Origin of the sequence: Demequina phytophila, assembly GCF_000971135.1 — a bacterium.
Classification (GTDB): Bacteria; Actinomycetota; Actinomycetes; order Actinomycetales; family Demequinaceae; genus Demequina; species Demequina phytophila.
Window position 1 is genome coordinate 120,985 of sequence record NZ_BBLW01000003.1, and the last position, 12,523, is coordinate 133,507.

Here is a 12,523-nt window from a genome sequence, read left to right on the forward strand (position 1 = left end):
CGTATATCTCTCAAGTAAGAGGTAGCGCGACGCCGCGCATGCCACAGGTCAAAGGAGATCCTTCGTGTCTCAGCAGGTCGCCGCTCCGGCGCAGGCCCACGGTCCGGTGCGGATCAGCCGCATCCAGTCGATCCGCTACTCCAGCGCGTTCTTCGTCTTCTCGCTGTGCTGGATGCTCGCCCTGTCGATCATCGCCGCGGTGCTCCTCCCGCAGCGCCTCACCGAGATCGCCCCGGACGACAAGGTCGCGATCGCGGGCATCCTCAACTCCGCGACCGCGCTCGTGTCGCTCGTGTCCAACCTGGTGGTCGGCAACCTGTCCGACCGCACCCGGTCCATCTTCGGCCGTCGCACCCCGTGGATCGCGACCGGTGGCCTGCTGGGCGGCGTCAGCCTCTTCGCCATCGGGATCCTGCCGAGCGCGTGGGCCATCGGCGTCGCGTACTGCCTCGCGATGATCGGCCTCAACATGATGATCGCCCCCGCGATCGCGGCACTGTCGGACCGCGTCCCCGAGACGTCGCGCGGCACCATGTCCGCGTTCTTCGCGGCGGGCACGCTCGCCGGAAACGCCCTCGGCACCCTGATCGGCGCGCAGTTCATCACGATGCAGATGCCCGGCTTCATCCTGTCCGGCGTGGTGATGGCGGTGGCCGGCATCGCGACCGTGATCCTGTGGCCCAAGGAGCCCTCCTCGAAGGACCTCCCCAAGGCGAGTTCGGACCTGCGCTCGATCCTCACGTCCTTCCGGCCGCCCCGCAACGCGCCCGACTTCTGGAACGCGTTCATCGGCCGCTCGCTGCTGATCTTCAGCTACTACATGATCCTCAACTACCAGCTGTACATCCTGCAGGACTACATCGGCCTGTCCACCGAGGACTCCGCCGCGACCATCTCCACCATGTCGCTGGTCCTGCTCGTGGTCTCGGCCGTCTCGGCGCTGACCGCGGGACCCATCTCCGACAAGATCGGCCGCCGCAAGGTCCCCGTCGTGGCCGCCAGCATCCTGCTCGCGATCGGCTACGCGCTGCCGTGGATCATGCACAACGCGTGGGGCATGATCCTGTTCGCTGCGATCGGCGGATTCGGATACGGGATGTACGGCTCGGTCGACCAGGCGCTCAACGTCGACGTCCTGCCCAACGCGGAGGAGGCGGGCAAGGACCTCGGCATCCTCAACATGGCCACCACCCTCGGCCAGATGGTCGGACCCATCGCGACCTCGATCATCGTGACGGCCATCGGCGGCTACAGCGCGGTGTTCCCGATCGCGATCGGGCTCGTGGTCGCCGCCTGCGTCTTCATCATGCGGATCCGCTCCGTCCGCTGACGGCCCGACCCGCGCTCACCGACAACCTCGCAAGGACCCGTCATGGCCGTCACGATCGACCCCACCAAGACCATCGCCACCATCCGCCCGGCGCTGCACGGGCAGTTCATCGAGTACCTCGGCGAGTGCATCGACGGCGGGATCTGGGTGGGCCCCGGCTCCGACATCCCCCACACGGACGGCATCCGCCAGGGCGTCCTCGACGCCCTCAACGAGCTCGAGCCGCCCGTGCTCCGCTGGCCCGGCGGCTGCTACGCCGACACGTATCACTGGCGCGACGGCATCGGCCCCCGCGACCAGCGTCCCACCACGTTCAACGAGAACTTCGGCACCTACGAGCTCGACGACCACGCTTTCGGGACCGACGAGTACCTGCGCCTGTGCGAGGCGATCGGCGCGCAGCCGTGGATCAACGTCAACATGATGACGGGCACCGTCGCGGAGGCACGCGACTGGATGGAGTACTGCAACCGCTCCTCCGGCACGGAGCTCGCGGATCTGCGCGCGGCCCACGGCCACCCGGCGCCGTACGGCGTCCAGCTGTGGGGCATCGGCAACGAGCCCTGGGGCGGCGGCGGGACCATGACGGCACCGGGCTACGTCGCGGCGTACCGCGCCTTCGCCTCGGCGATGCCGCGCTTCACGGGATCGGTCTTCGAGACCCCGCAGACCTACGCGATCGCGAGCGGCCCCGACGGCAACAAGCCTCGCGAGCGCGTCGCGTGGACCCGGGACTTCTTCCGTGCGCTCAACGAGTACCGCCAGCCGCCCATCCACGGCTACGACCTGCACTTCTACAACTGGAACATCGACCACGAGGCCGACACCCCGACCGACTTCGACGAGGCCGGCTGGGACCGCGTCATCGCAGGCTGCCTCGAGCTCGAGGACGTGATCGTCGAGCAGTGGGACCTCATCCAGGAGGGGCTCGCGGGAGTGCCCCAGCCCGAGTCGACCCTGGAGCCCCGCCTCGAGAGCATCGACCTGGTCGTCGGCGAGTGGGGCAACTGGCACCGCGACGCGTTCTTCGCGCGCCCCGCGCTCTCCCAACAGGTGACGATGCGCGACGCCATCACCACCGCGCTCACGCTCGACATCCTGCAGCGTCATGCCGACAAGATCAGCATCGCCTGCAATGCGCAGACCGTGAACGTCCTCAACTCGGTGATCCTCACCGACGGCGACGCGACCATCCGCACCCCGAACTTCGACGTGTTCATGATGTACAAGGCGCACCGCGGGGCGACCGCTCTCGCGGTCGAGCCCGTGGACGCCGCGAGCGGCGCCCACGTGTTCGCCTCCGTCGCGGAGGACGGGACGATGCTGGTGAACCTCACCAACCCGTCGATGACCACGGCGGCGGACGTGGTTCTCGAGTTCCCTTCCCCGATGCGTCTCGACCGCCGTCAGACGCTGGCAGCGGACTCGCCCACGGCGCACAACACGGCCGCCGCTCCCGACGCGGTGCGGCGAGTCGCCGAGGCGCTCTCGGGCGAGGCCTCCCCCTCGCACACCGTTCACCTCCCCGCGGGATCGATCACGGTGCTGCGCATCGGGCAGCCGTAGCCGGGCACGCACGGGGGGACGATGCGCGGCGCACCCCTGCAGTTGTCGGCACCGGAGCCTAGGGTGGCGTGATGGTCGAGGTCATCCTGTTCCATCACGCCGGCGGTCTCACCGACGGGGTGCTCGCCTTCGCCTCCGCGCTGCGCGACGCCGGACACACCGTGCACACGCCAGATCTGTTCGAGGGCCACCGCTTCGACGACGTCGCGGACGGCGTCGCCTTCGCCCAGTCCCACCCGCCGGGCACCATGGCGCGCCGCGCGGCGGAGGCGATCGCGGACCTGCCCACCCATGCGGTCTACGGCGGGATGTCGATGGGCGCGGCCCGCGCCGCCGAGTCCGTGCTTGAGAGGCCCGGCGCGCGAGGCGCGTTCTTCCTCTACGGCGCCATCGCGCCCTCGTGGTGGGACGCCGAGTGGCCCGCCGGGGTACCGTCCCAGGCCCACGTGAATGCAGGCGACCCCTGGCGCGAGGTCGAGGCCGAGGAGGAGTACGTCGCGGCCGTGCCGGACGGCGAGCTGTTCGTCTACGAGGGCCGCGGCCACCTGTTCGCCGAGCCAGGGCATCCGGACCACGACGCGGATTCCGCCGCGATGGCGCTCGACCGGGTGCTCGCGCTGCTCGGCGAGCTCTAGCGGGCGGCACGCTCAGGCCGCCATGTCCCCCGTCTCGGGCGGGTGGCCCGTGGGTCCGTAGCGCAACTGAACCGCGCCGCTCTCCCCGGTGACGGCGGGCTCGAGCAGCCGTAGCCCGGCGGGGGTGGCACCGTCGGGGAACACCTTCTTCCCCTGACCCAGCACCACCGGGTAGACCCACAGGGTCAGCACGTCGAAGAGACCCTCCGCGAGCAGCGACTGCACAAGGTCCACGCTCCCGATGACGTGCACGTCCGCGTGGCGCTCGCGCAGCGCGCGCACCTCAGGCACAAGATCGGCCCCCACGCGCGAGGACCCGCGCCACGCGAGATCCCGCTCGGACCGGCTCGCGACGTACTTGGGCACCTCCGCGAACTTGCTGCCGATCGCACCCTCGGGGCCCGTCTCGTGATGCGGCCAGTACGCCGCGAAGATGTCATAGGTGCGCCGCCCGAGCAGCAGCGCGTCCATCGACGCGATGCCGGCCATCACGCTGTCCCCGACCATCGCGTCCATCAGCGGCGCCTGCCACCCGCCGAAAGGGAACCATCCCGAGGTGTCCTCCTCCGGCCCGCCCGGCGCCTGGCAGACACCGTCGAGCGTGGTGAACAGGTCGATGCTGATGCGGCCCATGACGGCTCCTTCGGCTCGAGTGAGCACCCCCACGGTCGAGCATAGGCACGTCGCCCGCCGCCGCCCATCCGGAGGCCGCTAGGCTCCGAACGCCGGGCCAAGGAGGTCGCCCATGGACATCGCCGACGCCGCGTACGCCCTGCTGCTGGGCGCGGTCGCCGCGTTCAACCCGTGCGGCTTCGCGCTCCTGCCCGCGTACGTCACCGTGATCGTGACGGGCACCGCCGGGAGGGACGATGCCGCGGTCCCGCGGGCGGTCGCGCTGAGGCGGGCGCTGGGATTCGCGGCCGCGATGACCGCGGGCTTCGTGGCCGTGTTCACCGCCTTGGGCCTGCTGTTCGGGGGAGTGAGCCTGAGCCTGCAGGCGACGGTGCTGCCGGCGGTGTCCTACGTGACGGCGGTCCTGGGGGCGCTGGTCATCGCGCTGGGCGCGGTGATGATCCGCCATGGCGAGCTGCGGGGGCCGGGACTGGGCGCGCTCGGCCGAGCGTCGCACGCGCCGGGGAGGACGTTCGCGTCGCAGCTCGCGTACGGTGCGACGTTCGCGGTGGCGTCGCTCAGCTGCACCATCGGGCTGTTCCTCGTGGTGGTCACCCAGGCCCTGGCCGCAAGCGGAGCCGTCGCGACCGTCGCCCCGTTCCTCGCGTACGCGATCGGGATGGGCGCGTCGGTGGTGATCGTGTCGCTCGCCGCGGCCCTCGCGGGGAACGGCCTCGCCGCGGCGGTGCGACGGCGCACTCCCCTGCTCATGCGCGCCGGAGGAGTCCTCATGGTGCTCGCAGGCCTCTACGTCACGGTGTTCGGGCTCGCGGAGATCCTGCCGCGGTTCGGCATCCACGCGCTGGACGCGGTGCTGCTCACCACCGCGCGCTGGCAGTCGAGCATCTCGCTCGCGATCCAGTCGTGGGGAACGCCCGTGCTGGTGACGCTCGTCGCGGTGGCCGCGGTCGCCTCCGCCTGGGTGGTGCTCGCCGCTCGCCGCGCGGAGCGTGCCGCGAGCGACGTCAGGTAGCGGCGATCTTGTCGGCGTAGCCCACCAGCTCATCCGCGGTGATCCCGGCGCCGAGCGTGTACGAATCGCCCGAGTCGTCTATCACCACGATGGTCGCCTGAGTGGAGATGTCGAAGCCCTTCCAGATGGCGCCGTCGAGGTCCGCCACATGCGTGAGCGACTGCGTTCCCGTCAGCTCGACGAACTCCCGCATGTACTCCTGGTCACCCGAGAGGCCCGCCACGCCCACGATCTCGACGCCGTCCGGGAGCCGCTGCGCCGCGTCGAGGATCACGGGCGCCTCCGCCACGCAGGTGGGGCACCACGGCGCCCAGAACCACAGGATGACGTCCGTGTTGTCGATGCTCGCGCCCTCGAAGGTGCCGCCGTCGACGGTGGCCGCGGTGAAGTCGAACGCGGGCCCGACGGCGGGCTCCGCCGTGGCTGCCGTCCCTGTCGGCACGGGTGTCGCCCTCGCGGTCTCGACCACGGCTGCAGGGGACGATGCGGCAGCCGGGACCACCGCATCGTCCCCCTGGCCGGATGAGCACCCCACCAGGGTCAACCCGCCCGCGATCGCCAGCACCGTCGCTCCTCGCATGCGCCCATCCTTCCTCAGCCGTCCGCGCGAGGCGTTCGGAGCCCGGCGCGCGGCGGATGGGTCGCGCGCGCTCAGAACTCGGTGTGCCCCAGCAGCAGGTCGGGCGCGAAGCGCAGCACAGGCTCCACGGCGGTGTCCAGCTCGAGCACGGTGACGCGCGCGACCCCGTCCGCGACCAGCGGCGCCGGCACCACGAGCGAGCGCTGCGGGCCGCGACGCCAGTACCGTCCCAGGCACAGCCCGTTGACCCAGACGAGGCCCTTGCCGAGCCCGCCGCAGTCGATCACCAGATCGCCGGGAGAGGTCACGGCGACGGTCGCGCGGTAGATCGCGGCACCGGCCTCGAGCGCGACGGGGCCGCGCCCGTCGACCCACGCCTCGAGACCGTGGAGGTCGACGGCGGTCGACCTCCAGCCCGTCACCGGCGCGCCGTCCAGCGTCACCGGCCCCATCACGCCCTTCGGCTCCCCGATCCGCGGACCGTAGTTCACCCGGCCCTGGTCCTCGACCACGAGCGTGAGCTCGCCGTCGCCGCGAGGCAGCACCAGCGCCTCGTCGTGCGCGTCACGCGCGAGCACCCCGACGGGCGCGCCGTCGAGCAGCACGTGCACGCGGTCACGGACCTCGCCCACGTGCAGCACGGCGGGCGCGGGCCCGCCGTTCAGGCGGGCCCGTTGCACGAGGAGCCCCCGGTAGATCCCGAGCGCCTCGAACGTGGGCGCGGTCTCGGAGGCGACCCAGCCGCCCCGCTCGTCCGCGAACTCGCGCAACGAACCCGCGTAGGCGAGCGGCGCATCGTCCGGCACCACCACGCCCGCACCGGCCTCCACCAGGGACGATGCGTCGGGCACCTCCGCGTACCGTGTGATCACCTCGCGGAACGCCCAGAACTTCTCGGTGGGGCGGCCGAGCTCGTCCAATGGCGAGTCGTAGTCGTACGAGGTGACGGTGGGCTGATAGACGCCCTTGTCGTTGGCGCCGTTCGTGAGCCCGAAGTTGGTGCCGCCGTGGAACATGTACACGTTCACGGACGCCCCGGCAGCCAGCAGCGCGTCGAGCGCCTCCGCCGACGCGGCCGCCGAGGTGGTGTGGTGATGGGCGCCCCAGTGGTCGAACCACCCGCACCAGAACTCCGAGCACATGAGAGGTCCCGTGGGCTGGTGCGCGCGCAGCGTCGCCAGGCGCGACTCGACCTGGCCGCCGAAGGACCCGGTGGCGTGCAGCTCGGGGATGTTGCCGCGCTCGAGCATCCCGTCGGCCGGCTGGTCGACGGTGAGCAGCGGGACGGTCACGCCGGCGGCGCGGAAGCGGGCGGTGAGCCAGCGCAGGTGCTCGGCGCGCTCGGCGGGGTCGACCACGTCGTACGCGCCGTACTCGTTCTCGACCTGCATGAGCACCACGGGGCCGCCGCGGTCGGCCTGCAGCGGGACCACGCGGGCGAGGACCTGGTCGAGGAAGCGGCCCACGGCAGCGGTGTAGCCGGGCTCGGTCGAGCGGATCCGCACGCCGTCGATGTCGAACAGCCAGCCCGGCAGGCCGCCGCCGTCCCACTCCGCGCAGATGTACGGCCCCGGCCGCACGATCGCGTGCATCCCCTCGGCCTGCACCTCGCGCAGGAACCGCTCGAGGTCCAGCCCGCCGTCGAACCGCCACTCGCCCGGAGCGGGCTCGTGCTGGTTCCACGGCACGTACGTCTCGATGGTGTTGAGGCCCATGAGGCGCGCCTTGCGGATGCGGTCGCTCCACAGGTCCGGGTGCACCCGGAAGTAGTGCAGCGCGCCGGACAGGATCCGGTGCGGACGGCCGTCCAGCAGGAATTCGTGGTCGCCGATCGCGAAGGCGGTCATGTCGGTGTTCCTCTCCGTCGACGGCATGGCCGTCCCGCGACGCGCCGCCCCAAGGGGGGAGGCGGCGCGCCGCGCCTCAGCACGTCAGCGCAGCACGCCCTGGAAGCCGAACGTGAAGCTCAGCTCCCCGGCCGGGACCCGGTACTCGGGGTGCGTCATGGCGCCCCAGGACTGGTCGCCGCCCGCGCCGCGACGCGCGAGCGCCGGCCGCAGGATGGTGCGATGGATGGGCGGCAGCTCGTTGGCGTGCAGCGCGTTCTCGATCTCGAAAGGCGTCCACGGCAGCGCGGACAGCTCCATGCCCTCGGCGCAGTCGAGACGGATCCCGAAGCCCGCGTCGTCGAGCACCTCCGCCCACCGCACGCCGGTGTGGTTGCCGGACTCCTGCGGCCGCATGTAGGTGGTGAGCTGCGTGCGGACGTCGCCGTCCCACACGCCCAACCGCGCGCCGCCCCGCCTGTCCACGTAGGACTCCGCGGGACCCTCGCCGTACCAGCGAAGCCTGTGCAGGTCCGCGTCGAGCGTGAACAGCATGCCGAACTCGGGGACGTCGGGCAGGCCCTCGCCGGGCCTCAGCGTCACCGTCGTCTCGACACGGCCGTCGCCGTCGACCACGTAGGAGACGTCCACCTCGCTCGGCGGCACCGTCGGCAGCTCGTACCCGAACGTCACCTCGACCGTCGCCTCGTGCCGGGTCACGCGCGGCTTCTCGAAACCCGCGCGTGGCTTGCGGTAGCGGCTCGCGAGCTGCCACTGTCCGTCGCGGAACGGCATCTGCCAGCCGCGCTCGTTGGAGGTGGGCGCATGCCAGAAGTTCGGCATGGGCGGCTCTCGGCGCAGCAGCTCGCGGCCACCGGCGCTGGTGCGGCCGTACGTGTACGACATGAGCACGCCGTACAGCCGCGAGAACGTCACCGAGAAGTGCGGCCCATGCACGCCGATGTTGTGCGTGCTCTCGACCACCCGCGGCGCGGGGGACGATGCCCGGCCCGGCTTCGCAGCGGCCGTCGCCTCGACCGTCACGACCTCCTGCTCCCAGCCGACCGCGTAGCCGGCCGGCGCCCACGTGGTGGCACGCCGCAGCCGGTACGCGACATCGACCGTGTACTCGCCGGCGGCCTCCGGGAGGCTGAACGGGAGCGGGTACGTGACCGACGCCTGGGGCGCCACGTCGATGTCGAGGGTCTCCTCCGCGAGCGTCACGCCCTCGCGGGCGAGCGTCACCACGGCCTCGACGTCGTCGGTGCCGGTGAACAGCCGGCGGCTGCGGATCTCGATCCCGTCGCGCGAGATCGCCGTCCGGAACGGCTGGTAGAGGTAGCGGACCTCCTGGTACGCGGGCGTGGGCGTGCGGTCGGCGAACACGATGCCGTTCGCGCTGAACTCGCCGTCGTGCGGCGCCTCCTGATGGTCGCCTCCGTAGCCCTGGTAGGCGCGGCCGTAGCGGTCCGTCATCGGGAGCGTCTGGTCGACGAAGTCCCAGATGAAGCCTCCCTGGAACAGCGGCTCGCGCTCGGTGAGGTCGAGGTACTTGTCGACCGCGCCGAACGAGTTGCCCATCGAGTGGGCGTACTCGCACAGGATGAACGGCTTGTCGCGGTGCTCCTTGAGGTGCGCCTCGACGTCGGCCGCGAACGTGTACATCTGGCTCGTGATGTCCGTGGTCTCCGGATAGCGCGGATCCCAGTGGACGCCCTCGTAGTGCACGGGACGCGTGGGGTCCGTGGCGCGGAACCAGTCGGAGACCTCGAGCAGCACGGAGCCGCCGAAGGACTCGTTGCCGAGCGACCAGATGATGACGCTCGCGTGGTTCTTGTCGCGCTCGAGCATGCTCGCGGCGCGGTCGAGCAGGGCGGGCTTCCACTCCTGCCGGTCGCCCGGCAGCGCCTGCTCGACGGTGAGCTCGCCGGCGATGACCCTGTCCCACATGGCGTGGGTCTCGAGGTTCATCTCGTCGATCACGTACAGCCCGTACCGGTCGGCGAGCTCGTAGAACGCGCTCGAGTTGGGATAGTGGCTGGTGCGGACGGCGTTGCAGCCGGCTCGCTTGATGATCTGGAGGTCGGCCTCGATCTCGGCGGCGGTCATGACGCGGCCGCGGGCGCCGAACTCGTGACGGTTGACGCCGTCGAAGACCACGCGCTGGCCGTTGACCGTGATGATCGCGTCGCGGATCTCGACGCGGCGGACGCCCACGCGTTGCGGGATCACCTCGGTGATGTTCCCGTCGGCGTCGAGCACCTCGACGACGAGCTCGTACAGGTGCGGGTCCTCGGCGCTCCACAGGCGGGGCGCGTCGAGCTGGATGGCCAGCCGCCCGTCCCCCGCGGGGGAGAGGTGACCCACCCCGACGAGGTGCGCACGCATCGTCCCCTCGCCCGCGAGCGCCACGTCGACGGCGACCTCGGCGGTGCCCAGGTCCTCGGTGACGGAGGTGTGGACGTGCAGGTCCTCCGCGTGAACCGCGGGACGCCGGTACAGGGTGACGTCGCGGAACAGGCCATGGAAGCGGAAGAAGTCCTGGTCCTCGAGCCACGACGCGGCCGTCCACTTGAACACCTGGACCGCGAGGCGGTTGACGCCGTCGACCAGGTGCGCGGTGAGGTCGAACTCGGACGGGGTGAACGAGTCCGTCGCCCAGCCGACATAGGCGCCGTTGAGCCACACCGCGATGCCGCTCTCCGCACCGTGGAAGGTGACGGACAGGGTCTCGCCGGCCGCGAGGGGCGTGTCGAGGGTGAAGTCCTTGACGTAGCTCGCGACGGGGTTCCAGCGGGTGGGCACCTGTCCCGGCTCGAGGTCCTCGAGGCCGTCCCACGGGTACTGCACGTTGACGTACTGCGGACGGTCGTAGCCGTGCATCTGCAGGTGGCCGGGCACGGGGATGTCGTCCCAGCCGTCCAGGTCCGTCGCCGGATCCTGGAAGCCGAGCAGCGTCATCGCGACGTTCTTGGCGTGATGCACCTTCCACAGTCCGTTGAGGCTCTGCTCGAAGCTGCTGAGGCCGGTCGCCGCCTCCGCGCCGTCCACGAACCACCGGTGGTCGCTGTGGGCGACGCGCCGGTGCTCGTGGACGAACGTGGGGTCGGTGATCCGGGAGGGATCGAATGTCACTTGACCACTCCGGTGAAGCCTGCGACGAAGGAGCGCTGCAGGACGAAGAAGATGACGATGGTGGGCAGGGAGGCGATGAGGACCGCGAGCATGAGCGCGCCGTAGTCGATCACGTAGCCGCCCGTGAAGTTCGAGATCAGCATGGGCATGGTCTGGTAGTCGCTGTTGACCAGGATGACCTTGGGCCAAAGGAAGTTGTTCCACGCCGCCATGAACGTGATCACCGCCGCTGCCGCGTAGGTGGGTCGCATGGTGGGCACGAACATCTTCCAGAAGATCGAGAACTCCTTGAGGCCGTCCATGCGGGCCGCCTCGATGATCTCGTGCGGGAAGCTGCGGGCCGACTGCCGGAACAGCAGGATCAGCAGCGGCGTCGCGATCACCGGGAGGACCACGGCGAACGCCGAGTTGACCATGCCGAGGTCCGCGAACAGCTGGAACAGCGGGATCATCGTCGCCGCGAACGGGATCATCATCGCCAGCATGAGGACCCACATGAGGCGGTCCTTGTTGGGCGAGTGGTAGACCTCGAAGCCGTAGCCCGCGATCGAGCTGACCACCAGCGCGAGCACCGTGGTGAGGACCGCGTTGACCGTCGAGTGGTACATCGCGGCGCCCACGTCCTGGAACTCGGTGAGCGACTGCCAGTTGGCGAGCAGGTTGGTGCCCGGGAGCATGCTCGAGGCGAGCACGTCCTGGCTGGTGTTGGTCGCGGACACCACCATGAAGTAGAGGGGTCCGACCGACAGCAGCGCGACGATGCTGAGGAACGCGTACTTGGGAACCTCGCGGAGCTTGCTAGTCACGCTTGTCACCCACCTTCATCTGGATGGCGGCCAGGATCGCGACCATGACGAGGATCACGTAGGACAGGGCCGCGCCGTACCCGAAGTTCGGGTTGTTCACGAACGAGACCTCGTACAGGTAGTGCGACATCGTCATGGTGGTGTTGGCCGGTCCGCCACGGGTGAGGTTGAACGACTCGTCGAACAGCTGCAGGGTGCCGTTGGTGGACATGATCACCGTGAGCAGGATCATCGGCTTGAGCTGCGGGACCGTGACGGAGAAGAAGGTGCGGATGGGTCCCGCGCCGTCCATCTTCGCGGCCTCGAGCGTGGTCGGGTCGATGTTCTGCAGGCCGGCCAGGTAGAAGATCATGTTGTAGCCGGTCCAGCGCCACAGCAGGCCCAGGATGATGACCATGCGGGCGGTGTCCGTGTTGCCCAGCCAGTTGACCGGGCCGTCTATCAGGTGCAACGCGAGGAGCCAGTCGTTGACCAGCCCGTCGGTGGCGAAGATGGTGCGGAACACCAGCGAGTAGGACACGAGCGAGATCGCGGCCGGAAGGAAGATCGCGGTGCGCCAGAAGCCCTTGAACTTGAGGCGCGGGTTGTTGAGGATGTTCGCGAGCACCAGCGCGGTCACCAGCATCAGCGGCACCTGGATGGCCAGGTACAGGAGCGTGGTGCCGACGGTCATCTTGAAGATCTCGTCGCTCAGCATCCGCTCGTAGTTGAACCACAGCGGGTCGGCGAAGTCGAGCGCGGAGCCGCGACCCGTCTTGAACGACAGGATGAGCGCCTGGAACATCGGCCAGAACATCATGATGCCGATGAGCACGGCCGCCGGGAGCAGGAATGCCCAGCCGGTCAGGCTGCGGCGGCGAGCCGCCGGGGAGGGCTTGATCTTGGGGCCCTTGGACTTCTTCTTGGGGGTGCGGTCGGGGACCACCACCGGGGTCATCGTTGACACGGTTCTCTCCCTGATCTGATCAGTGCGGGAGGGGGCCGGCCGGAACCGGCCCCC

General features: G+C 70.2%; 10 protein-coding genes. 4 read left to right on the top strand and 6 right to left on the bottom strand.

Annotated elements, in window-relative coordinates; translation table 11 throughout:
- Window positions 1-64 precede the first annotated feature (64 nt).
- From AOM01_RS05620 to AOM01_RS05630, 3 genes are all read left to right on the top strand, one after another.
- Window positions 65-1,330: an MFS transporter gene (locus tag AOM01_RS05620; RefSeq protein WP_082110024.1), complete on the top strand. Its 1,266-nt coding sequence runs from the start codon at window positions 65-67 to the stop codon at window positions 1,328-1,330.
- A gap of 42 nt (window positions 1,331-1,372) precedes the next feature.
- A complete protein-coding gene (locus AOM01_RS05625) occupies window positions 1,373-2,896 on the top strand; it encodes an alpha-N-arabinofuranosidase (RefSeq protein ID WP_062290266.1) in 1,524 nt (507 codons plus the stop codon).
- 71 nt (window positions 2,897-2,967) lie between these two features.
- Entirely contained in the window at window positions 2,968-3,531 is a 564-nt protein-coding gene (locus AOM01_RS05630; protein ID WP_062290269.1) for a dienelactone hydrolase family protein, read from the top strand.
- A 12-nt stretch (window positions 3,532-3,543) separates the two neighbouring features.
- On the opposite strand, the gene AOM01_RS05635 is transcribed toward AOM01_RS05630, so the two are convergent.
- Window positions 3,544-4,164: a dihydrofolate reductase family protein gene (locus AOM01_RS05635; RefSeq protein WP_062290272.1), complete on the bottom strand. Its 621-nt coding sequence runs from the start codon at window positions 4,162-4,164 to the stop codon at window positions 3,544-3,546.
- Between the two features lie 112 nt (window positions 4,165-4,276).
- On the opposite strand from AOM01_RS05635, the gene AOM01_RS05640 reads away from it, so the two are divergent.
- Window positions 4,277-5,176 (top strand): cytochrome c biogenesis CcdA family protein, encoded by a 900-nt coding sequence (locus tag AOM01_RS05640; protein ID WP_062290275.1) that lies wholly within the window; start codon window positions 4,277-4,279, stop codon window positions 5,174-5,176.
- Here the strand turns inward: AOM01_RS05640 and AOM01_RS05645 are convergent.
- The 5 genes from AOM01_RS05645 to AOM01_RS05665 form a co-directional block, all read right to left on the bottom strand.
- Window positions 5,169-5,756, bottom strand: a complete 588-nt coding sequence (locus tag AOM01_RS05645) for a redoxin family protein (protein WP_062290278.1) — start codon at window positions 5,754-5,756, stop codon at window positions 5,169-5,171. The genes AOM01_RS05640 and AOM01_RS05645 overlap by 8 nt on opposite strands.
- A gap of 71 nt (window positions 5,757-5,827) precedes the next feature.
- Window positions 5,828-7,603, bottom strand: coding sequence for a glycoside hydrolase family 35 protein (locus AOM01_RS05650; RefSeq protein ID WP_062290281.1), 1,776 nt, complete (start codon window positions 7,601-7,603; stop codon window positions 5,828-5,830).
- Window positions 7,604-7,687: 84 nt separating this feature from the next.
- Window positions 7,688-10,717, bottom strand: a complete 3,030-nt coding sequence (gene lacZ / locus AOM01_RS05655) for a beta-galactosidase, LacZ type (RefSeq protein ID WP_062290284.1) — start codon at window positions 10,715-10,717, stop codon at window positions 7,688-7,690.
- Window positions 10,714-11,523: a carbohydrate ABC transporter permease gene (locus AOM01_RS05660; protein ID WP_062290287.1), complete on the bottom strand. Its 810-nt coding sequence runs from the start codon at window positions 11,521-11,523 to the stop codon at window positions 10,714-10,716. The genes lacZ and AOM01_RS05660 overlap by 4 nt, the downstream gene beginning before the upstream one ends.
- On the bottom strand, window positions 11,516-12,460 hold the full coding sequence (locus AOM01_RS05665; protein WP_082110025.1) for a carbohydrate ABC transporter permease: 945 nt from the start codon (window positions 12,458-12,460) through the stop codon (window positions 11,516-11,518). Before AOM01_RS05665 ends, AOM01_RS05660 begins: the two co-directional genes overlap by 8 nt.
- Between the last annotated feature and the right edge of the window lie 63 nt (window positions 12,461-12,523).